Annotated in this window: 20 protein-coding genes; 11 read left to right on the top strand and 9 right to left on the bottom strand. The window is 59.7% G+C overall.

Translation table 11 applies throughout. The features are described 5' to 3' along the window. Nucleotides 1-3: 3 nt before the first annotated feature. The 3 genes from AC2TDJ_RS07555 to AC2TDJ_RS07545 all read right to left on the bottom strand — a co-directional run bounded on the left by AC2TDJ_RS07555 (nt 4) and on the right by AC2TDJ_RS07545 (nt 7,279). A complete protein-coding gene (locus AC2TDJ_RS07555; protein WP_480840816.1) occupies nt 4-4,095 on the bottom strand; it encodes a translocation/assembly module TamB domain-containing protein in 4,092 nt (1,363 codons plus the stop codon). Continuing rightward, nucleotides 4,092-5,930, bottom strand: coding sequence for an autotransporter assembly complex protein TamA (locus tag AC2TDJ_RS07550; RefSeq protein WP_480840814.1), 1,839 nt, complete (start codon nt 5,928-5,930; stop codon nt 4,092-4,094). Before AC2TDJ_RS07550 ends, AC2TDJ_RS07555 begins: the two co-directional genes overlap by 4 nt. A gap of 125 nt (nt 5,931-6,055) precedes the next feature. Continuing rightward, entirely contained in the window at nt 6,056-7,279 is a 1,224-nt protein-coding gene (locus AC2TDJ_RS07545) for a urate hydroxylase PuuD (protein ID WP_480840812.1), read from the bottom strand. Between the two features lie 96 nt (nt 7,280-7,375). Between AC2TDJ_RS07545 and AC2TDJ_RS07540 the strand changes: the two genes are divergently transcribed. Then, on the top strand, nt 7,376-8,296 hold the full coding sequence (locus tag AC2TDJ_RS07540; RefSeq protein WP_480840810.1) for a LysR family transcriptional regulator: 921 nt from the start codon (nt 7,376-7,378) through the stop codon (nt 8,294-8,296). A 194-nt stretch (nt 8,297-8,490) separates the two neighbouring features. On the opposite strand, the gene uraH is transcribed toward AC2TDJ_RS07540, so the two are convergent. Further along, the gene (gene uraH, locus AC2TDJ_RS07535; RefSeq protein ID WP_480840808.1) at nt 8,491-8,847 is read right to left on the bottom strand and encodes a hydroxyisourate hydrolase; all 357 of its coding nucleotides are present in this window, start codon (nt 8,845-8,847) and stop codon (nt 8,491-8,493) included. 165 nt (nt 8,848-9,012) lie between these two features. On the opposite strand from uraH, the gene puuE reads away from it, so the two are divergent. Beyond that, nucleotides 9,013-10,431 carry an allantoinase PuuE gene (gene puuE / locus AC2TDJ_RS07530; RefSeq protein WP_480841433.1) on the top strand — a complete coding sequence of 473 codons (1,419 nt, stop codon included), beginning with the start codon at nt 9,013-9,015 and terminating at the stop codon, nt 10,429-10,431. Then, nucleotides 10,428-10,916, top strand: a complete 489-nt coding sequence (locus AC2TDJ_RS07525) for an ureidoglycolate lyase (protein ID WP_480840806.1) — start codon at nt 10,428-10,430, stop codon at nt 10,914-10,916. The genes puuE and AC2TDJ_RS07525 overlap by 4 nt, the downstream gene beginning before the upstream one ends. A gap of 90 nt (nt 10,917-11,006) precedes the next feature. Here AC2TDJ_RS07525 and AC2TDJ_RS07520 read toward each other — a convergent pair whose 3' ends face one another. From AC2TDJ_RS07520 to AC2TDJ_RS07510, 3 genes are all read right to left on the bottom strand, one after another. After that, complete coding sequence (locus tag AC2TDJ_RS07520; protein WP_480840804.1) at nt 11,007-11,993, bottom strand: type I glyceraldehyde-3-phosphate dehydrogenase; 987 nt, start codon at nt 11,991-11,993, stop codon at nt 11,007-11,009. Nucleotides 11,994-12,044: 51 nt separating this feature from the next. Then, complete coding sequence (locus tag AC2TDJ_RS07515) at nt 12,045-12,371, bottom strand: hypothetical protein (protein WP_480840802.1); 327 nt, start codon at nt 12,369-12,371, stop codon at nt 12,045-12,047. 80 nt (nt 12,372-12,451) lie between these two features. Then, a complete protein-coding gene (locus tag AC2TDJ_RS07510) occupies nt 12,452-13,285 on the bottom strand; it encodes a bifunctional allantoicase/(S)-ureidoglycine aminohydrolase (protein ID WP_480840800.1) in 834 nt (277 codons plus the stop codon). 166 nt (nt 13,286-13,451) lie between these two features. Here AC2TDJ_RS07510 and AC2TDJ_RS07505 point away from each other — a divergent pair, with 166 nt between their 5' ends. Beyond that, nucleotides 13,452-13,808: a hypothetical protein gene (locus AC2TDJ_RS07505; protein WP_480840798.1), complete on the top strand. Its 357-nt coding sequence runs from the start codon at nt 13,452-13,454 to the stop codon at nt 13,806-13,808. 24 nt (nt 13,809-13,832) lie between these two features. Here AC2TDJ_RS07505 and AC2TDJ_RS07500 read toward each other — a convergent pair whose 3' ends face one another. Continuing rightward, a complete protein-coding gene (locus AC2TDJ_RS07500) occupies nt 13,833-14,768 on the bottom strand; it encodes a 2-hydroxyacid dehydrogenase (RefSeq protein WP_480840796.1) in 936 nt (311 codons plus the stop codon). Between the two features lie 128 nt (nt 14,769-14,896). On the opposite strand from AC2TDJ_RS07500, the gene AC2TDJ_RS07495 reads away from it, so the two are divergent. From AC2TDJ_RS07495 to AC2TDJ_RS07480, 4 genes are all read left to right on the top strand, one after another. Next, nucleotides 14,897-16,132, top strand: coding sequence for an acyl-CoA dehydrogenase family protein (locus AC2TDJ_RS07495; RefSeq protein ID WP_480840794.1), 1,236 nt, complete (start codon nt 14,897-14,899; stop codon nt 16,130-16,132). Between the two features lie 4 nt (nt 16,133-16,136). Beyond that, a complete protein-coding gene (locus tag AC2TDJ_RS07490; protein ID WP_480840792.1) occupies nt 16,137-16,943 on the top strand; it encodes a thioesterase family protein in 807 nt (268 codons plus the stop codon). Nucleotides 16,944-17,018: 75 nt separating this feature from the next. Next, nucleotides 17,019-17,666 (top strand): DUF1007 family protein, encoded by a 648-nt coding sequence (locus tag AC2TDJ_RS07485; RefSeq protein WP_480840790.1) that lies wholly within the window; start codon nt 17,019-17,021, stop codon nt 17,664-17,666. Further along, nucleotides 17,651-18,586 (top strand): nickel/cobalt transporter, encoded by a 936-nt coding sequence (locus tag AC2TDJ_RS07480; RefSeq protein WP_480840788.1) that lies wholly within the window; start codon nt 17,651-17,653, stop codon nt 18,584-18,586. Before AC2TDJ_RS07485 ends, AC2TDJ_RS07480 begins: the two co-directional genes overlap by 16 nt. Here AC2TDJ_RS07480 and truA read toward each other — a convergent pair. Next, a complete protein-coding gene (gene truA / locus AC2TDJ_RS07475; RefSeq protein ID WP_480840786.1) occupies nt 18,583-19,347 on the bottom strand; it encodes a tRNA pseudouridine(38-40) synthase TruA in 765 nt (254 codons plus the stop codon). The two genes, AC2TDJ_RS07480 and truA, sit on opposite strands and share 4 nt — an antisense overlap. A 107-nt stretch (nt 19,348-19,454) precedes the next feature. Here truA and AC2TDJ_RS07470 point away from each other — a divergent pair, with 107 nt between their 5' ends. Genes AC2TDJ_RS07470 through AC2TDJ_RS07460 form a run of 3 tightly spaced genes read left to right on the top strand, consistent with a single transcriptional unit; the run spans nt 19,455 to nt 22,304 of the window. Next, the gene (locus AC2TDJ_RS07470; RefSeq protein ID WP_480841431.1) at nt 19,455-20,870 is read left to right on the top strand and encodes a YcjX family GTP-binding protein; all 1,416 of its coding nucleotides are present in this window, start codon (nt 19,455-19,457) and stop codon (nt 20,868-20,870) included. Then, on the top strand, nt 20,867-21,322 hold the full coding sequence (locus AC2TDJ_RS07465; protein WP_480840784.1) for an N-acetyltransferase family protein: 456 nt from the start codon (nt 20,867-20,869) through the stop codon (nt 21,320-21,322). Before AC2TDJ_RS07470 ends, AC2TDJ_RS07465 begins: the two co-directional genes overlap by 4 nt. Continuing rightward, nucleotides 21,315-22,304, top strand: coding sequence for a YcjF family protein (locus AC2TDJ_RS07460; protein ID WP_480840782.1), 990 nt, complete (start codon nt 21,315-21,317; stop codon nt 22,302-22,304). Before AC2TDJ_RS07465 ends, AC2TDJ_RS07460 begins: the two co-directional genes overlap by 8 nt. The last annotated feature ends 13 nt before the right edge of the window (nt 22,305-22,317 follow it).

The following is a 22,317-nucleotide window of genomic DNA, read 5'->3' as shown; positions in this document are numbered from 1 at the left end:
GCGCTAATAGTCCCGCTCGAAGAACAGGCCGATACCGGTTTCGCCCCGACCGTCCACCGTGCCCCGAACGGTGAAGTTGTCGGTCACGTCCAGGTTTAGGTTCACCTCGGTATCGCCTTCCGTGTTGACGGTGAAGTCGGTGTAGAGGTTGTCGCTCAGGTAAGCTCCCGCACCCAGTCGGCCTGCGCCTCCTTCTGATGCGCCGATATCGATTGTGTCCAGCCCGGTTGCCTCGCGCACACCCTTGGTTGCGTCACCACCTGCACCGCTCAGCTGTGCCAGCGACGCCGCCATCTGGGCGATGACAAATGGTGAAAGCTCGGAAAAACGGTTGCCGAACAGCAGCATGGCCAAGGCTTCTTCCGTTGGGCGCTCAGGGTCGGAAAACACGTCGACCTCGGGCGAATCCAGCGGACCGGCGATTTCAATCGTGGCTGTGCCATCCGACGTGCTGGTCGAAGATTCGAACTCGATATAAGGCGTCAGGTCACCCTGCAGCGTGACCAGGCCCTTGGTCAGCGCCAGGCGGCGACCGAGAATGTCGATGTTGCCTCGGATGAGTTCAATTTGGCCGGATGGAACCACCGACGTTGTAGTTCCGCCAATCTGAATGCGCCCTCCCAGTTCTGCGTTCACACCGCGCCCACGTACAAAAACCGCCTTGGGGGCGAGCAGCCCTATGTCCAGCGAGATGCGCGAGTTGCTTTTGCTTTTCTCTTCGGTTTCGACCAGTTGCGCGCGTTCACGGGTCACGAAACTGGCATTGCTTTCGTTGACATGCACAATCGGCGGGATGGGTGCGGCACCAACGGCGCCACCGGCAGCGGCGAGATTGATATTGGTCTCGCCGAAATTGATCTGCCCGGCCAGTGAACTGTTGCCCGTCAATGCGCCGTTCAGCGCAATCTGTCCGTTCAAAGTGGTTTCGTACAGCAGGTCATCGGTGAGCACGAGGTTGTTCAGCGCGGTGGTAATCTGCGCGTTGAACGGGGGCGTCAATTCGACCGGCCCGCTGACCGTGAAACCACCCCCGGCGCGTACTCCGCCCTGCAGCGATATCGTAGCGCGGCTTTGTGCTATGTTGACCGACCCTCCGATCCCCGTGATGGTCTGTCCCACATTCGGAATGGCGACGGAGGTGCCGGAGGTGGAGATAGTGCCGCTTATCGCGCCGAGCGACGGGGCACCTTTCAGGGCAAGATCAAAACTCGCGGTTCCATCTATATTGTTGGGCGATATGAATGCGTTGACGATACCGATGTTCACGCCACCCCGCATGGCCAGATCCGCTGTGCCGCTGCCTTCGTCAAAAGTTCCCGCGACAGTGGTGTTGATCTGTGCAGGGCCTTCTGCCTTCGCATCGATTGTCCAGACGCCTGAGTCCCGCTTTGCGGTACCGTTTGCCGAAACCGTGCCGGGGAACTCGGACACGAACCGCTCGATCCGGTTAAACCGGGCTTCGAAGTCGAGATCGGCCGATCCGTCGGTTTCGACCGTACCCGTCAGGTTGGCGTAGGAACTGTCGGGGCCTTGCAGTCTGGCAGTGCCTTCCAGCCCCGACCCGGTTGGTGCAACGTTCCCGTCCAGCTTCATAGGGCCGGAAAGCGCGGGGGAGAGACGCCCCAAATTGTCGAGTTCAGCCGAAAAACTCAAACCTCCGGCGTCGCGGTCCAGTTGACCGGACGCCGTGGCGGTCAGTGCCGTACCATTCAGGCGGAACGTTCGAATGTTCAGACCCTGATCGTCATTCACGGCATCGACTGTCAAGGTTGTACGCCCTTGAGTCAGCGCGTCCACCATATCGATGCCAGTTGCAATGTCATCCGCCGAAACACTGCCCTGAATGTCGAAGAGTTTGCTGCCCTGCGCGGCATTCCCGGTCACGTTTGCCATGACAGATCCAGCAAGATCGCGCCCTGCCAGTCCTGAAAACAGCGAGAGATCCGGCGCATCCAGTCGCGCCTGACCATCGACGCTCAGGTTTCCGGCGGGATCGTCAATTGTGGCCGCGACTTGCGCATTCACGGCCTGACTGTTCACTGTGGCATTACGGATCGTGATCAGATCGCCGGTTTTGGTGCCATCAATTTCAATGCTCACCTGACCCATCAGCAACGGATCAAATTGGGCCAATCCGGTTTGGATATTGTCACCGGTCACGTTGGCCGTGCCGTCGAACTCCAGCGATTGCAAGGAGCCCTTGCCGTCCAGTTTTGCCTGAACCGCGCCGCTGAGATTCTGCTGCGCAAGCCCCGAGAAAATCGACAAGTCACTTGCATCAACGCTGGCCTGACCGTCCAGCGTCAGGTTTCCGTTCGGGGTCGTGACATCGCCGCTGGCCTGCGCGGTCAATTCCTCGGACGTGATCGAAAAGTCGCGGATGGTGATGCCATCCGAGTCGCGCTTGGCGTCCAGCGTGATTTCCGTCTCCCCGTCGATCACCGGGTCGATGTCGTTGCGGCCGGTGGACAGGTTGCTGCCATTCACGACCAGCTTGCCGTCGAAACTGCCTTCGAGAGGCGAACCGTTTCCCTCAACTCTGATCGAGGCCTTGCCGCCCAAGTCGAGCTTGGCCAGATCCGAAAACCGTTTTAATTCCGTGGCTTGTAAAGACGCCGAGCCATCGACCTGCAATCCGGTGGCTAGCCCGCTGATAATGGCATCAGCAGCCAACGCATAGTCGCTGCCGACAAGTTCGAAACCGGAAAGCTGCAAGGACTGATCTGCGCCATAGTCGAACTGACCATCCAGCGTCACGCGATCTCCGATAGCGGAGTTTAGTGCTGGGTCTGACATGTCGATGCCATCAAGTGCTGCCTGAAGGTCGCCATCTACGCTCAGTCCGCTGCTTTGATCCAGCGTCCCCTGGCCCGTTATCTGCGCGCGGTTGAGGTTCAACTGCTCCGCCGAGACGTCATTCGCTGTCAGGCTCAGGTCCCACAGGTTGCCGTTCTTGGCATCAAACAGCGCGGATACTTGTGCCGCTCCGATAGAGGTCTTGCCCCCGCTTATGGGCAGCACAACGCTGTCGCCTTCCGGAGGGGTAATCCGGCCTTGCACAGCCAGCAATTGCAGTTTTCCACCTGCCGCAAGGCTCAGCTGGCTTTCGAGCTTGAGCGCTTGTGCGGTGATTTCAATGTCCGTGATGTCCAGTGCGCCATCAGGGTGCGTCAAGCCATCGACGAATAGTTTCGTGTCGGTGCCAAAGAACGAATCCATGTTCTCGGCCAAAAATGGTGTCAGATCACCACCCAGATCGGCTGTGAACGCGATTCCGTCATCTGCACTGGCGGCCGCTGTCGGGGCGGCTCGCAACCGAACCTGACCCGTCACGCGCGGCTGATCGTCACTGCTGAGTCCGATATCAGCGGTAAAGTCGTTTACCGGGCCGGATCCTTTTGCCGTAAGACCGATAGGGGGGCTGTCGGGAATGCCCAGGGCGGTGGCAATCAGCCCGCCCGAGGCTTCGGTTACGGTCAGGTCCAGGTCGATCTGGCGACTTTCATTGCTGAACCCGGCAGTCAGATCAATTGTGTCACCGGCCCGGTCAAGCCTGTCGATATCCAGAGACGTGTTCAATGCCCCATCCGCAAGTGTCAGGTTTCCATTTACCTGCAGGTCGGCGGCGACGCCAATCAACGGCTCACCCAAAGACAGGTCGTCGACGCGCAGTTCCCCGATCTCGATCGAAACCGGCAGCTCCGGAAGCTGGAACGGCTGGGTTTCAGCCGAGGGCGGAGGAGTTTCCTTGGTCGTCGTACCCGGAGCCCGGGCGACGTCGATCTCTTCAGCCGTCAGGGCATTGACCGAGAACCGCCCCCGGATCAGCGCCAGGCGGTTCCAGTCCAGTTCTGCGTTCTTGATGGTCAGCCAGATGCCTTCATCGTCGGCGACCGTGATTTCCTGAATCGTGGCGCGTGAACTCAGCGCGCCTTGCAGGCCGATGACGCGGACATTCTGGTCGTCACCCGACAAAGTGTCCTGCAGAAACCGTTCGATCATGCTGCCGCCGCCGTCATCCTGCGCCGCCAGAGGCACGGGCATGGCCATCGCCACCGAGGCGATAAGCAGTGGATATGCGATACGGCGTGTCAAAAGGCCTGCCCGATCCCGATATAGAACTGTAACCCGTCCCCGGTATTGCCCTGAACCGGGAAGGCCAGGTCAAACCTTAACGGGCCAAATCCGCCCAGGTCGTAGCGAACACCGATACCGGCACCTGCATGGTATTCGGCACCGCTGCCAATAAAGGATGAAATGTCGACGGTTCCGTAGTCATAGAAACCGACTAGAGACAGCGTTTCGGTCACGCGGCCACGCACCTCGCCGGAAAAGCCAAGGAACGATTTGCCGCCTGCCACGCCCGTTCCGACAGGGATACCGAGGCTTTCGAAGGGTTGACCGCGTACGGTGCCTGCGCCGCCTGAGAAGAACAGAAAATCCGGAGTTACTCCATCAGCTGGTGGCCCGATGACCGAACCCAGTTGCACCCGTCCGGCCAGAACCAATCGGCCGCTGGTGCCCAGATCATTGTAAGCACGCCCGTCGAAGAACAGCCTCAAACCGGTGTCGGTTCCGGACAGCCCGACAAATGGCATTACCTGTGAGTCTAGATAGAAGCCGCGCGTAGCACTGACCTTACTGTCCCGTTGGTCCCATTCCGAACGGAGCGGCAGGATGAAGTACCTGAACTTCCGCCCTGAGCCGTAGGCGTCGTCTGCATCCGACCACTGAAAGCCGGCTGACGCCTCGGCATAAAGCCGATCAGAAAACGTACGCCGCGCACCATAGGCAAGCGATGCCACAGACACGTTGTAGTTGTCGGTATTGCGCCGCTCCAGCAGGGCGCTCCAGAATGTGTTGTCATCCGGGCCAAGCCGGTCAGGCTGGTCCAGTCGCAGACCTATGCGACCATCCAGATCCTCCGACCCGCCAATATTGCGGAGTGCCGCCTCGAACCGCAGCCTCTCGGCGCGTCGGAAGACATTCCGATGCGTCCAGGTCGCGGTCACATCGACCCCATCCCGCGAAGCGATTTCGACGCCGAACGTCAGCCTCCGCGGAGGCAAATCCTCGAACGTGGCGTCGAAATCCAACGTTCCGTCGGGGTTCGACGTGTCCCGTTCCTTGATGGAAACCGTGCTGAATGTACCGGTACGCCGCAGGCGGGTGCCGACTTTTTGCAGTTCTTGCGGCGAATAGACCTCACCCGAGGGAAATCCGGCAATCTTTTCGATGGAGCGGTGGCGTACTCTGGAGTCGCCGTGGATGATCATTTTCCCGAAGGTCAGGCGCGGTCCAGGTGCCAGATCGATCTCGGCATCCAATCGCGCCTGTGCGTGACGCGCAATGACTTTCTGATCCTCAACATCCGCTTTGGCGTGGCCGACATTCTTCCATCCTTGCACGCCTGCTGATGTGGCTTGCTGAATGGCACCAGTTGTTGCCAATTTGCCTGTGGCGAACTCATCCGGCAACTCGGTATCCGGTGCCAGCGGTTGTACGATAGCTGACCCAAAGCGATACGTCGGTCCGGGCGTAATAGAAATTGTTGCACGTTGGAACTGAGCCGGAGCGTCAAGCGCGTTGATATCCGCGGCCTCTCTTCCGTCCAGCTTGATGCTGACGACCGGGCCGAAGTAACCTTCGTCATACATGATCTGTACGATGGTCCGGTAGTCTGAAAGCGCGGCAGACAAAATCTCAAGCGAGGTATCCAGACCGCGCGAATCCGCCGTATATACTGAAGAAGTTTCCTTTAATCGCTCAATCAGGTCCTTCGACGCGCCGGGGGCTGTCAGGGTGATTTCCAAAGCCGCGGACAGGCTCGGAACAAGGGCGGCCACGGCACCAAACAGCCAGTATCTCAGAACACCGCGCGGCCTGCTCCCCATCATCATGTGATACCAACTGCCCCAGGTCGAAATCATTATTGCCGCAAAAACCTTGATAGCGGCGAGTTGACTTCATCTTAGAGCATTTGATTGCATTCAGGGGAAGTCCTTATGCGTCAGAGCATGAGAATTGTCCGCCCTGTGGTCGGCAGGCCCCGGCATTACAGTCCGACACTGCGGAACCAGCGTATGATGACTTCGCGGTCCTCGGGCTCCATGAATGTCACATTGGCAGGCGGCATGGCATGGGTGACGCCGGCTTGAAGGTAGATTTGTTCGGCATTGCGGGCGATGTCGCCTTCGGTTTCCAGCAATACACCTTTTGGCGCCCAAAGGATCCCTTCCCAGACCGGTTCTCGCGCATGGCACATGGAGCAACGGCCCAGAACTATGTCATGTGCCTCTTCAAATCCGTCGGCGGCGGCGAATTTCTGTTCATAGGGCGTAAGCGGTTGCGCCTCGGCCTCTTCCAGAGGTTTGTACATCGGTGCGGTCGACAGCCACATGATGGCGATGAACAGCAACGCGGTGACCAGCCAGGTCCAGGTCGGGTTGCCTGCGCGGGCGTGGCGGGTGTTGAAGTAGTGCCGGATGGTGACACCCATCAGAAAGACCAGTGCGGCAATGATCCAGTTGTATTCCGTCGCAAAAGCCAGCGGATAGTGGTTCGACAGCATCAGGAACACGACTGGCAACGTCAGGTAGTTGTTGTGGGTCGAGCGCAGCTTGGCGATCTTGCCGTATTTCGGGTCGGGTGTGCGACCGGCCTTGAGGTCATCCACCACGATGCGCTGGTTCGGCATGATGACGAAGAAAACGTTTGCCGTCATGATCGTGGCGGTGAAGGCACCCAGATGCAGCATCATCGCCCGTCCGGTGAAGATCTGGTTGTAGCCCCAGCCCATCGCCACCAGGAGGACGAACAGAAGCAGCATCAGAAGCGTCGGGCGTTCGCCCAGGCCGGATTTGCACAGGAAGTCGTAGATCAGCCAGCCAATGGTCAAAGAAGCCGCCGAGATCAGGATACCCTGCCACAGCGCCAGATCGGCTTTCTGCGCGTCGATCAGATACAGCTCTCCACCGACCCAATAGACGATCATCAGCAGCGCTGCACCGCTGAGCCACGTTGCATAGCTTTCCCATTTGAACCAGGTCAGGTGATCCGGCATCCGCTCGGGGGCAACCAGATATTTCTGGATATGGTAGAACCCACCTCCGTGAACCTGCCATTCTTCTCCGTCAGCGGGGCCGGGGATATTGCGGTTCAGGCCAAGGTCCAGTGCGATGAAGTAAAAGGATGATCCGATCCAGGCGATTGCGGTGATGACGTGCAGCCAGCGCACGGCAAATGCCATCCAGTCCCAGAACACGGCGAAGTCGTACATTTCAGAGGTCTCCGATTGCTTGCCGTCACACTAGGCAAGTGGGCTTTTCTTCGGTATTCCCGTATATTGTCAAACTGTATCAAAAAAAACGATAAGATGTCCTATCTCGACAATATCCGTACCTTCGTCAGGGTTTATGATCTGGGCAGCATGTCTGCGGCCGGGCGGGATCTGCGCATTTCACCTGCGGTGACCTCGGCGCGGATTTCTCAGTTGGAAGACCATCTTGGCGTGCGTCTGTTCCAGCGCACGACCCGAAACCTGACACCGACCGAGCAGGGACGAGCTTTTTATCCAGGCGCCGTGTCGGTTCTGGACGCGGTGGATGAAGCCGAGGCGCAGGTCATGCATCTGACCGAGGCCCCGCGCGGGTCGCTGTTCGTGGCCGCCCCACTGGGTGTCGGGCGAAGGCTGCTTGCACCGCATGTGCCTGAATTTTTGTCGGAATATCCCGAGATTGACGTCCGGTTGCGATTAACGGACAGAGCTGTTGATTTGACGACCGAGGGGCTCGATCTGGCCTTTTTCATCGGCCAGCCCGAGGACAGCACGCTGAGAATCCGGAAAATCGCAGATTGCCAGCGCGTACTGTGCGCCGCGCCGGATTACGTCAAGCGGCGGGGCATGCCTCGCACCGGTGCTGACCTTATCTCAGGCGGGCATGAATGTCTGAATTTGCGGTTTCCAGGCGCGACCGAGTTCCAGTGGATGCTGGAAACGCCGGAAGGCGCGAAACGATTCGCCGTCTCGGGCCGGTTCGAATGTGACGATGGCGATGTGTTGACGGATTGGGCCTTGTCGGGGCAGGGGATCGCCATGAAGCCGGTATTCGAGGTGGCCGAGCATTTGAAGGCTGGCAGGCTTGTTACCGTTGCCGAAGAAATGCCACCGGTGCCGGTTCAGATGGCCTGCCTGTATACCCATCGTCGTCATCAGGACCCCAAAGCGCGACTGTTCATGGATTTTATGGTCTCGCATATCGGCAAGGTCGTCCGAAACTCGGAAAAAACAGAGTAGCAAAGGCTCCCGCCCCTGCTTGCGCCGTATAGGCGCTGTGCAGCGTTAGGCTGCGGCGCGGTTGCGAAATGTGTCGTGGAAGCAATGATTTCGCAGGGCACTCCCGCGCCGCGCCTGAAAGGCGTGGCGCCTGGCCTAACGGGAGGCGATCCCGAAGGGGGCGTCCGACGGGCGGGAGAGCATCTGTATATGGATCAGCTGCCGCGATATGTTGAATAGCCGTAGGGCGACAGCAGCAAGGGTACATGGTAGTGGGCGTCGGGGTCCGACATGCCGAACCGTATTGGAACCTGATCCAGAAACAGGGGATCGTCCCCGTCCTGACCGGTTGCGCGCAGGTAATCCCCGGCGAAGAAGATCAACTCGTACGTACCGGTTTCAAAGTCTGCCTGAGGCAGGATCGGGCTGTTGGTGCGCCCGTCAGAGTTGGTCTCCATCTCGACCAGCAATTGATGAGAGTTCCCGGACACTTTGTAGAGCGCGATTTTTAACCCCTGGGCAGGGCAACCGCGGGCCGTGTCCAGTACATGGGTCGTCAGATAGCCTGCCATGGGGATCTCCGTTGATTGGCTTTTTTGGTTTGCCACAGTGTGGAACAAACATCAAAACAGTTGAAATGCCGAAAGAACCGGAAACAGCGTTCGGATTGATTTGATAATCCCCCGCGCATTTCTAGGCTAATGCTGTCGAAACACCAAACCGGAATGGAAGACGCTATGCAGCCCCCACGTTACCCCCGTGACATGATCGGATACGGAGCCAACCCGCCAGATGCGCAATGGCCCGGCGGTGCAAAGCTGGCCGTTCAGATCGTGCTGAATTACGAGGAAGGGGGCGAAAACTGCGTTCTTCACGGCGATGCGGCGTCCGAGGCGTTCCTGTCCGAGATCGTGGGCGCGGCGCAATGGCCCGGTCAGCGCCACTGGAACATGGAATCGATCTATGAGTATGGCGCCCGCGCGGGGTTTTGGCGGCTGCATCGGTTGATGAAGGATTTACCTGTCACGGTTTATGGTGTGGCGACCGCATTGGCACGATCTCCCGATCAGGTTGCCGCGATGAAGGCGGCCGGGTGGGAGATCGCCAGTCACGGGCTGAAATGGGTTGAACATAAGGATATGCCCGAGGACGAAGAACGCGCCCAGATAGAAGAGGCCGTGCGTCTCCACACGGAAGTCGTCGGTGAACGCCCGCACGGCTGGTACACCGGACGGTGTTCCGAGAATACAGTGAGACTGGTAGCCGAAGAGGGTGGGTTCGCCTATGTCGCCGATACTTATGCGGACGATCTGCCCTATTGGATTCAAACAGGCGGGCGGGATCAGTTGATTGTTCCTTACACGCTGGACTGCAACGATATGCGTTTTGCCACGCCGCAAGGGTTCAACTCCGGCGATCAGTTCTTTGCCTATCTAAAAGACAGTTTCGATACGCTCTATTCGGAAGGCGAGGCCGGATCTCCCAGGATGCTGTCCATCGGGTTGCACTGCCGTCTGATCGGGCGGCCGGGACGTGTGATGGCGCTGAAGCGCTTCCTGGACTACGCGCGCGGGTTTTCCGACGTCTGGTTTGCCACACGGCTGGATATCGCGGAACACTGGGCCGCGATGCATCCGCCTGCGGAGCGTGTCAGGCCGTCTGAGATGGAGAAGAATGAATTCGTTGCTTCATATGGTGGTATTTTCGAACATTCCGCGTGGATTGCCGAGCGGGCATATGATCTGGAGCTTGGACCGGCACACGATACTGCCGGAGGAGTGCACAACGCATTGACCCGTGTGTTCCGGTCCGCTTCCGAAGATGAACGGCTGGGTGTTCTGACGGCGCATCCGGACCTTGCAGGTAAACTGGCACAGGCCAAACGGCTGACACAGGAAAGCACGTCCGAACAGGCCTCGGCCGGTCTGGACGCACTGACAGATGACGAGAAAGCGGCATTTACAGAACTGAACGCACGTTACACCGAGAAATTCGGGTTCCCGTTCATCATCGCGGTTCGGGATCATGACAAAACCTCGATCTTGCGTGCCTTCGAACGGCGCATTGATCAGGATCGGGAAACAGAATTTGCCGAGGCCTGCCGTCAGGTCGAGCGTATAGCCGAGTTCCGCTTGCAGGATCTGCTGCCGTCATGACCCGGCAGATCGTGATCGAGCCGATTTCGGCGGCGGTGTTTGCGCCTTTCGGGGACCTGATTGAATTGTCCGGCGCGCCGGACAAGATCATCAATCAGGGCCAATGCGGTCGATACCATGATCGCGCAGAGCTGGATTTCGGCGATGGCCGCGCCGGGATCAGCCTGTTCGATGCCAACCCCCGCGCGTTGCCTTATCAACTCGACATGGTCGAGAGGCATCCGGAAGGCAGTCAGGCATTCATTCCAATGACGCACCAGCCGTTTCTTGTCATCGTGGCGCTGGATGACAGTGGCAAACCGGGGCGGCCGCGTGCCTTTGTGACCCGGCCGGGGCAGGCTGTGAACTATCATCGCGGCACCTGGCACGGGGTGCTGACGCCGCTACATGCGCCGGGCCTGTTTGCGGTCGTGGACCGGATCGGCGATGGCGCCAATCTGGAGGAATTCTGGTTTGATGCACCCTATGAAGTTGTTGCGGGCTGAGGCGCAATAGCTCGCGCCTGACCCGTATGCATCAGAGATGTATCCCGACCAGTTGCGGAGGGTGGCGAGCGGGCAGGCCCGCATGCTGTGTCAGCTATTTGCCATCAATCGGGCGACGTCCAGCATGCGTGCCGAGAATCCCCATTCATTGTCGTACCAGCCAAAGAGGCGGATTTGGTGTCCGTCAACGATGCGCGTTTCGGGGCCTGCAATGACAAGGGATTCCGGGCGTGTCCGCAGATCGGAGGACACGAGCGGCTGGTCTGTCCAACCCAGAACAAATGATTGGTCGACCGCTCCCCGCAGGGTGTCCTGGAAGAACTCAGGCGACAGCCTGTTTTCAAGCGTTACAACCAGATCCACCGCCGAAACACTGGCCGTAGGTACGCGGACAGCGGCGCCCGAGATACGCCCGGCCAGATGCGGCAGGATTTCATCGATAAGGTGGGTGGCACTGGAGGTTGTGGGCACCATGGACAGGGCACCCGCCCGCGACCGGGCCAGATCACCGCGCGGCGCGTCGACCATTGGCTGGCTGTTGGTATAGCAATGGATGGTGGTCATGTGAGCGGACGCAACGCCACCGATACGATCCAGAACAGCGACCAGAGGGGCCAGCCCGTTGGTGGTGCAGGAAGCGTTGGACACGATCCTCGCATTGCCAAGCTTGTCCTCATTTGCGCCCAGTACAATTGTGACCTCGGCGGCAGGGGAGGGTCCTGAGATCAGAACCTTGCCGGCCCCGGCTGTCAAACCCTGGCTGGCCACATCCGACGTGCGCGCGATACCGGTGCAATCCAGCAGGACATCGACATCCGACAGGTCAACACGGGTCAGATCCGGGCTGTGAGTCACGGGAAAGCTGCGTCCGTCGACCTCAAGGGCGGCGTTGCCTTGCGCCACGTCACCGGGGAAGGGGCCAAAGGTGCTGTCATATTTGAACAGGTAGGCACAGGTTTCCAGTGGCGCGATATCGTTGATCAGCACCACTTCGATATCCGTATCCCGCGGCATGGCCAGAACCTGCCGCAGAATCGTGCGGCCAATTCGGCCGAATCCGTTAATTGCGAGTTTCATGTGCAAGCTATGGCAGGCCGCTCTGCCGACCTCAATGCCAGTTGATCGGCCTCACGATCCGCAACTGACTTGCGAGAAGAACTGGCCGGATATGTTCTGGTACATGCTGGAAAAGATCACCTTGCACCCTGTCGCCTTTTGAATCGCGGCGATGGCCTGCACGGTGCGCAGGCGCGGCGGCGGACCAAATGGATTGAGGTTGTTGTTGTCGCGTGTCGCCCGGTACACCACCGGCTCGTCCGAAACCTGGGTTACCGCCCAGGTGCGGCTGAGGACATTGACGGTTTTGGTCTCTTCCTTGGCTGCAACGGGCATCGCGACAATGGCTGTCAGGCCAATCGCGGTTGCCAGTGCCAAAGATGCTAAGCGCAGTCGCATCGAAAATCTCCAGTGCTGAAAATCTGATCTGATTTCAACAGATTCAACCGCTTCTGTGAAGCCCCGATGCGCATTGCCTTTTAACGCTTGGAAAGCGACAGCGGCATGTGACGGTTCACATCCTTGTAGAGAAGATAACGGAACCGCCCCGGTCCACCTGCATAACAGGCCTGCGGGCAGAAAGCGCGCAACCACATGTAATCGCCGGCCTCGACCTCGACCCAGTCCTGATTGAGCCGGTAGACCGCCTTGCCTTCCAGGACATAAAGGCCGTGTTCCATCACGTGCGTTTCGGCAAAGGGGATCACGCCGCCGGGCTCGAACGTGACGATATTGACATGCATGTCGTGGCGCAGGTCTTCGGGGTCGGCAAAGCGGGTCGTGGCCCAGCGCCCCTCGGTGCCGGGCATAGAAATGGGGGCGACATCACGCTCATTGGTAATGATGGGATCGGGGGCAGGTAGCCCGGGCACGGCCTCATAAGCCTTGCGGACCCAGTGAAAGCGGGCGGTGGATTCGCCACGGTTGTGCAGTGTCCAAACACTGCCTGCCGGGATATAGGCATAACCGCCCTCTTCCAGAATATGCTCTGCCCCGTTCAGCGTTAGGGTCACTCTGCCCTCGACGACAAAGAGGACACCCTGAGCATTTGAATCGGTTTCCGGCGTGTCGCTCCCACCCCCGGGCTGGACCTCCATGATGTACTGAGAAAAGGTTTCGGCAAATCCGCTGAGGGGGCGGGACAGAACCCAAAGCCGCGTGCCCTCCCAGAAGGGCAGAAAGCTGGTAACGATATCGCGCATCGTGCCTTTGGGGATCACCGCATAGGCATCGGTGAACATGGCCCGGTCCGTCAAAAGCTGGGTTTGGTCAGGGTGCCCGCCGGCGGGCGCGTAATAGGTTGGGTTTGCCATCGTAGCCTCGGAAACAAAGTTTGGTGCACTATGGCGGGATCGCAGCGCCGGGCCTAGCACTGGCGGTGCAATAGGTTTGTTCGGGATAATTTGAAGGTGGGCTTGGCCACCTACGTGACGAAGTATATCCTTGGGCGCAAATCGATTTCACCATGGCGAGGCAGATATGAAAGCCCGAAAGATATTAGCATTTATCACATTGGCAGCGCTCGCAGCGGCAGGGACGGTGCAGGCCAAGTCAATTTCACGAATCATTGCCGAAATGGGATTGAGCCCCGCAGATTTCGAGGTGGTCAACGCGACCTCGAATGCAATGCTGTCAGGCGGCACGCCCAGCGTCGGGCAAGAACGCAGCTGGGTCAATGAGGATACCGGTTCGAAGGGCACCATCCGGGTGCGCAGCGTGCAGAACAACTGCGTCAGCCTGCAGCATTTCGTTCAGCCTGCCGGCGCAGACGCGTCGCGGGAGATCCGAACGCGGCGCTGCAGGGACGGCAATGGTAAGTGGATACTGACCCCGTAGCCGAAGACCGCGCCAGATCTCGGATCAGTACCCGCGCGTCCGGTCCACTTCGTGCAGCAGGGGCGCTCCAACCGTCAGATTCTGATAGTTTCTGGCAACATCCGAAAGAGCATCCCCCAAATACCAACCGGACACATGCGGCGTAATCGTAACGCCCGGATGGTGCCAGAGTGGGCTAACGGCAGGCAGAGGCTCCTGACTGGTCACATCCAAAACCGCATGGGCCGGAGTTCCGAGGTCAAGTGCCGCCACCAGAGCTTCTTCGTCGATCAGATCGCCACGGCCTGCGTTCAACAACTGACTGCCGGGCTTCATCTGCGCCAGCATGCCGGCATCGAACATCCCGATCGTTTCCGGGGTCGACGGCAGGATTGCGCAGACATGATCACATTTGCTCAGCATGTCAGGCAATGACGCCATGCCGTGAACGCTGGTGACACCATCGATTTGTTTGGCCGAGCGGCTCCACCCCAGAACCTTGAAACCCACGGCGTGCATCATGCGGGCGGTGCGACTGCCGATATGGCCCAGCCCCAGAACACCAACTACGGTCTCTGGCGAGAACATAGGCGCCTTTGGGGCCCATTCTGCCCGTTTCTGCGCAGCCTCGTGAAAGGCCATATTGCGCTGGGTGCGCAGGACATAGGCCAGAAACCACTCGGCAATGCCCTGTGCAGGTGCATCGGGTTTCAGACGGGCAACGCGCAAATGGTTCGGCAGGGCAGGATTGCTGAGAATCGTCTCGACCCCGGCGCCCAGTTTTTGCACCAGTTTCAGGTTGGGCAGGTCCGTCAGATGATCGTCACGAAGACCGACGACCGCGACCATTGTAATCTCATCCGCGTTGCCAATTGTTTCAGGTGTTCGCACGTCCAGATCGGGTGCGGTTTTACGGATACCGTCAGCGATTTCCGTATCGGTCATCCAATTGGACATTCCGGCGTCGATCAACAAGGCCATTGGACGGCTCCTTCTTTTCAATTTGGGTTCTGTGACGTCCCGTCACCCAACTGGACAGTGTGCGGGCAGCTAAGCCATCCTTTTGCCAAAGGTAAAGCCCGTCCACGGGCTCCGAGGAGGATTTCGCGATGAACATGGCATTCGGATTGCGCGAGGAAAACCGCGAATTGCTGCAGCGGGTCGCAGACATGATCCGCACCGAGATCATGCCCCTGGAAAACGATTATCAGGCCGAGATCAACAGGGGCGATCGCTGGCAGTACACGAGGCGGCAGGCGGAAATACTGGAGGGCCTCAAGGCCAAAGCCAAAGCTGCCGGGTTGTGGAATTTCTGGCTGACCGACAGCGACAAGGGGTTCGGCCTGACGACAGTTGAATACGCCTATTTCGCCGAAGAAATGGGCAAGACGCCCCTGGGCGCCGAGGTGTTCAACTGCTCGGCCCCGGACACCGGCAATATGGAAGTTTTCGAGCGCTACGGAACCGAGAAGATGAAAGCGCAATGGTTGGCTCTGTTGCTCGACGGGAAAATCCGATCCGCCTATCTGATGACCGAACCGGATGTGGCCTCGTCAGATGCGACCAATATCTCGATGTCCTGTGTGCGCGACGGTGACGACTACGTTCTCAACGGTGAGAAATGGTGGGCCTCCGGCGCCGGTGATCCGCGCTGCAAGGTGTATATCGTTATGGTCAGAACCGCCGGGGAAGAGCAGCCGAAACACAAGCGCCAGTCCATGATTGTGGTGCCAGCCGACACTGCGGGGATCGAGGTTCTGCGACCGATGGAGGTTTACGGTCACGACGATGCACCGCACGGTCATATGCATATTCGTTTTACAGATGTGCGTGTCCCTGCCGAGAACATACTGCTGGGCGAGGGGCGCGGTTTCGAAATCGCGCAGGGTCGTCTGGGGCCGGGTCGCATTCATCATTGCATGCGTGCTATTGGGCAGGCCGAGATTGCATTGGAGCAGATGTGCAAGCGATCCCTTCAGCGTGAGGCATTTGGAAAGAAGCTGGCGCAGCTGGGCGCGAATTTCGACATCATCGCGGAATGCCGGATGGAGATTGAAATGGCGCGTTTGTTGTGCCTCAAGGCGGCCTGGTACATGGATCAGGGCGACGCGCGCGCGGCCGCACCGTGGATCAGTCAGATCAAGGTTGTTGCCCCGCGTGTTGCCCTTAAGGTGCTCGACGAGGCCGTACAGATGTTCGGAGCCCAAGGAATCAGCCAGGATACGCCTCTGGCCAGCGCATGGACCCATGTGCGAACATTGCGATTGGCCGATGGTCCCGACGCGGTCCACCGCCGACAGGTGGCGCGGGCGGAGTTGAAGAAACACACTCAGGAAAAGATTTGAGACCATGACGATGCGGGACGATTTCGGGAAACCGCCCTATTTCCACCTGCGCGATGACGGTGCATTTGTCGGTAACGATCCGGCGCGAGGCCCGTGGTCGCCGAACCACTGCCATGCCGGCCCGGTCAGCGGATTGATTGTACGTGCGGCAGAAACCGAGGTGGGGCCCGACAAAATGCTGACCCGGTTGACGGTCGACCTGTTGCGGCCTCTGCCCCTGACAGGATTGCGCGTTGCGGCGGAAACCACCCGGCATACCAAGACTCTGGCGACGACTCGTGTGACGGTGCACGACCTGGATGACACGCTATGTGCCACTGCAACCACCATGCATATTGTGCGCAGGGATCTTGGTGCGGTTCCGAATGCGTCGACGTCCCATCCGGACCTTGCCGAAGTTGTCGAGGGACCATTCCCCCTGAACCAGTTACGCCACAGCCTTCCCGGTTTTGCCCATTACGCAGACGTGCTCTATCCGGCAGAAGGCAATCAGGGGCCGGGTCCCAAGACGATCTGGATGCGCACGCCTCAGTTGCTGGACGGTGAAGCGCAATCCCCCATCCAGTCACTCTGCGCGCTGGCGGATTGCGGTAACGGGATATCCTGGAATGCCCAGCCAACCGAAATGGGGTTCATGAACACGGACCTGACGGTGAATATCCACCGTGAACCTGTATCCGACTGGATGGCCTCGCAATCTATATCGCACTGGCAGCCGTCCGGCATCGGTATGTCTCAGGCGGTCTTGTATGATACTCATGGACCGATCGGAACGGCCTTGCAGACTTTGGTTCTGTTCCCACCGGGTTGAATCCGCTCGGCTGGTTTCTGCGCTTTTGCTTGGAAACTCGTTGCCGGGACCCATGGTTGCCCCTATCTTTCGGCCATGCGTTGGATGATCCCGTTTCTGACTTGCTGCTTGCCGCTGCCTGCAATGGCGCACCCGCATGTCTTCATAGACACCGGGCTGGAATTCATCGTGGACGATGCCGGCCATCTGACCCATGTCAGGGTGACTTGGGCCTATGATGACTTTTACTCGCTGCTGGTTCTGGAAGACATGAGGCTGGATCAGGATGGCGACGGTCAGCTGACACCGGCTGAGCAACAGGTTCTGGCCGGTTTCGACGCCCAGTGGGTCGAAGGCTATAACGGTGATCTGGTTGTTTTTTCAGAAGGCCAGCCCGTCGCGTTGTCCGGCCCGATGAAGCCAACGGCCACGACCGAAGACGGCCGTATCGTTACAAGTCATCTGCGCGCAGTCCATGACGGCCCGATCCCGGCGGCCGGCCTCATGGCAAAGGCTTACGACGAAAGCTTCTATACGGCCTATGAGGTCACGCGGCCGGTGACGGTTTCAGGTTTGGACACCTGTTCGATAGACCGAACCGAGCCGGATATCGACGGGCAACTGGCGCAGATGCAGGCATTTCTGCTCACACTGGACGCGGACTATGATCTTGAGGAAAACGATATTCCCTTGGTCGGGGAAAGCTTTGCGACAGAGATCCGCGTTTCATGTCCAAATACCTGATTGTCCCGGTTGCTATCGCCTGTGGCCTGCTTCTCTGGTTCTGGGGCAGCGGAGGGTTCGACAGCCTGGCCGCCTGGGCCGCCGGAGAACAGCGCGCCTTTCAGAATGAAATCGCCCGATCGCTGCGGGCGGCCCGTGCCGAACAGCCCGAGGCTGTTGCAACCCTGCTGACCGTCTGTTTTGCCTACGGCTTCTTTCATGCCATTGGCCCGGGGCACGGAAAGGTCCTGATCGGCGGATATGGTCTGGGCCGCCGTGTCGCGTTCTGGCGCTTGTCGGCCATCAGCGTCCTTTCCAGTCTCGGTCAGGCTGTCACGGCCATTATTCTGGTCTACGCCGGTGTGCTGATCTTTCAGATGTCACGGCAGAGTCTTGTTGGCGCGACCGAACAGGTAATGGCCCCGATCAGTTACGCAGCCATTTCTACGATTGGCCTATGGCTGGTCTTTCGCGGGGTGCGCGGGTTTGCAAGGCGGCACCGCAACCACGCATCCCACGTTCATCATGACCATCATGGCCGTGATCACGACCACCACAGACATGATGATGCAGCCTGTTCGGATTGCGGCCATCGCCACGGACCCAGCGCCGAAGATGTCGCCAGTGTCGGAAGTCTACGCGAGGCACTCGTTTTGATTGGCGGTATTGCGGCGCGGCCGTGCACCGGGGCTTTGTTCGTGTTGATCCTGACATGGCAGATGGGCATCGCGATGGTCGGAATTGCCGGAGCATTTGCCATGGCTTTGGGCACGGCATTGGTTACGACGCTCGTTGGCTGGACCTCGTTCGGGCTGCGTGGAGGGTTGCTTGCCTCGGCTTCCGCGACGCGCTTTGCATCGGTGCTGGCCCCCACCATCGAGCTGGTGGCGGGTCTGCTGATCGCCGTGATCGCAGGGGGATTGCTGCTGCGAACGCTCTAGAAAACCAGATCCGGGTATCCCACCCGCGCCAGATACAGGCCCTGTGGCGGGCAGACCGGACCACAGGCAGCACGGTCAGTTGCCTCCAACGCATCCCTTACGTCTTCGGGCGTCCACGCCCCTGCACCGACACGCTCTAGCGTGCCGACGAAACTGCGCACCTGATTGTGCAGGAAGGACCGGGCGCGGACGTGGAAATGCACCTCGGGACCTGAAAAGCCCTCGACCTGTTCGACGCGAAGTTCATCCAGAGTTTTGACCGGGCTTGCCGCCTGACAGATCGAGGATCGGAAGGTTGTAAAGTCATGTCTTCCGATCAGCGTATTCGCTCCGGCCTGCATCGCGTCGACATCCAGCCGGTGATTGATCCGCCAGACCTGCCCACTGTCATGGGTCGCAGGCGCGCGGCGCATCAGGATGCGAAACAGGTATTGCCGCTCGACAGCAGAAAAGCGCGCATGCCAGTCGTCGTCGACGCGCGCCGCTTTTACAATGGCAACCGGCTGTGGTTTGAGGTGGTAGTTCAGCGCCTCGGACAGGCGGAACGGATCCCAGTCCTTGACCAGATCGCAATGCGCCACTTGTCCCAGCGCATGCACGCCGGCGTCGGTACGCCCGGCGGCGGCAATTGTGTGCTCACCCGGTTGAATGCACGACAGGGCTTCTTCGATGGCCCCCTGTACTGACGGCAGGTCCTTCTGCCGCTGCCACCCGGCAAACGACGCCCCCTGGTATTCAACTTTCAATGCGTATCTCGCCATGAGGCGCTGGTATCGCGCCCGGACGCTGCGGGCAAGAGCGGGAAAGCTCTGGCATGTCTGCGACCCGCTACCTATCTTGGACGAAACGATAATTGCGGGGCGACAGCTTGGTCATCTCATCACTGGCAGACAGTCTTGTGCGCGGCTTCGAAACCATCGGCGACAGCGTGTCCGAGACCTTTTTCGAGCCGGTGATCCGGCTTGGCGTCACCGGGTTGGCACGCTCAGGCAAGACGGTGTTCATCACCTCTCTGGTGGCAAACCTGCTGGATCGCGGCCGCATGACCGGTCTTTTTGCGCAGCAAGAGGGGCGGATTGCAGCGGCTTACCTGCAACCCCAGCCCGACGATACCGTGCCCCGTTTCGATTACGAGGCGCATCTGTCGGCGCTGACTGGCCCTTCGCCGCATTGGCCCGACAGCACGCGGGCAGTTTCCGAATTGCGATTGTCGTTCAAAGTGCAACCGGGCGGCTTGTTGTCCGGGCTCCAGGGGCCGCGAACGTTGCATCTCGATATCGTGGATTATCCGGGCGAGTGGCTTCTGGACCTTGCTTTGCTGGACAGGTCCTATTCGGATTGGTCGAAGGAGACGCTGACACGGATCGAAAACCGCCCACAGGCGAGAGAGTTTCTGACAAGTCTGCAAACTGCCGATCCCTCAGGGCCGCATGATGAGCTCACGGCACAGGAGTTGGCGCGCGGATTCACCAATTATCTGCACGCGGCGCGGGCAGACGGTTTTTACGACTGCACACCGGGCCGGTTCCTTTTGCCAGGTGATCTGGCGGGGTCGCCGGTCTTGACCTTTGCGCCTTTGCCCGTTTCCGGCCCGTCTCGTCGTCGCACGTTGCAGCGCGAAATGGAGCGGCGATACGAAGCCTACAAGGCACAGGTCGTCAAACCGTTCTTTCGCGATCATTTCGCACGGATTGACAGGCAGGTTGTTCTGGTTGACGCGCTGGGCGCCATTCACAAAGGACCGCAGGCGGTCGAGGATATGCGCAGAGCCATGGCCGACATTCTGGCCGCTTTTCGCCCCGGACGGAATGCGTGGCTCAGCCAGTTGTTGCTTGGAAAACGGGTCGAACGCATCCTTTTTGCCGCGACCAAGGCCGACCATCTACACCATCTGCAGCACCCGCGTCTGACCGCGATCATGGAGGCGCTGACACGAGAGGCCCGCGATCGTGCTGATTTCGCCCGTGCGGAAACGGCCGCCCTGTCTCTGGCCGCCTTGCGCGCGACGACTGAGGAAATGCGCAACCACAACGGGGCAGAGTTGCCTTGTGTTCGCGGCGCCCTGCTGGATAGCGGCAAACAGGCGGCCTTTTATCCGGGCGAACTGCCCGAAGACCCCTCGCACCTGCTGGGTCCGGCGCGAAATGGAGCAGTATCGTGGCTGGGAGAGGATTTTGGTTCCATGGCCTTTGCGCCAGCGCCCCTTACACTGCAACCTGGAGATGGTCCGCCGCATATCCGCCTGGACCGCGCCGTCCAATTCCTGATCGGAGACCGCCTGTGACCGCAGAACTCAGGCCCGCCCGCAGCACTGACGCCGGTCGTACCGGACAAATTCTGCACGCATTTGCCCAGGAAAACCCCTGGATGCCCGAGCTGCATACTTGTGCGGAAACTATCGCTTTTTGCGGTTGGATGATCGATCAGGGTTGGGTCACCGTGGCAGAGACCGAGGATGGCGTGGTCGGATTTCTGGCCCTCAAAGGACAGGAAATTCACTCGCTGTATCTGATGGAATCGGCGCGCGGGCAGGGGGTTGGTCGCCAATTGCTGCACCATGCCAAGTCGCGCCAGCCCTCGCTGTCTCTGTTTGCCTTTCAGGCCAACGCCCCCGCGTGCCGCTTTTACGAGCGCAACGGATTTGCCGAAGTTGCGCGCAGCGATGGGGCGGACAACGATGAAAATCTGCCCGACATCAAGTATGTCTGGCACAGTGAGGAGGCTGGCCGTGGCTAAAGGCCCCGTAGTGATTGATCTTGAAGACGACGCGCCGGTCACAGACGTCGCGCAGGCTCCTCCGGTTCCGGATATCCCGCTGCCTCAGGGGCAGGCCATGCAGGGCGCCGCGCGCCTGGCTGCGCGAAAGCCTTCGGCCTTGTCGCGTTGGTTCTGGGGTCTTGCGCTGGCCGTCATTGGCGCGGTTGCTTCCGTTGCCGCCTGGGATTTCGCAACATCCCTGCTGGCCCGGTCACCGGTTTTGGGCGGGATCATTTCGGCACTGATCGTTGCGTTGTTGCTGGTCGGCTTGGTCATAGCCTTGCGCGAACTGGCCGCGATCGGACGGTTGTCGCGCGTTGACGGAATGCGCCGTGCAGCTGATGCGGCACTTGCCGAAGATGATCTGGCGCAGGCTCGCGCAGTCACGAACCGGCTGATTTCATTTTACAAGGGGCGCGAGGAAACCCGGTGGGGCCGCGACCGTTTGCAAGAACGGATGGGAGAGCAATTCGACGCCTCGACCCTTCTGACACTGGCCGAGGACGAAGTTCTGGCGCCGCTCGACGCCGCCGCCAGCCGCGAGGTTGAGGCCGCCGCCAGGCAGGTGGCGACTGTGACGGCTTTGGTGCCATTGGCGCTGGCAGATGTTGTGACCGCCCTCGCCGCTTCGTTGCGTATGATCCGCCGGATAGCCGAGATCTATGGCGGACGCGCCGGGTTTCTCGGTAGCTGGCGTTTGACACGGGCCGTCTTTGTGCATCTGGTGGCAACCGGAGCGGTTGCCGTGGGGGATGATCTTCTGGAACCCATTTTGGGTGGTTCGGTCCTCAGCAAACTGTCGCGCCGGTTTGGCGAAGGGCTGGTCAACGGTGCGCTCAGCGCCCGTGTCGGGGTTGCGGCGATGGAGGTTTGCCGCCCGCTTCCGTTCTCCGACCGGCACAAGCCATCGACGCGCGGCATGGTCAAACGCGCCTTAAGTGGGCTGTTTTCCAAGACTTGATCTGTCGCAAAGC

The sequence above is a fragment of the Ruegeria sp. HKCCD6647-2 genome (assembly GCF_057221075.1).
Note: the sequence above shows the minus strand (reverse complement) of the source record. Positions and strands in the feature narration are given on the sequence as shown.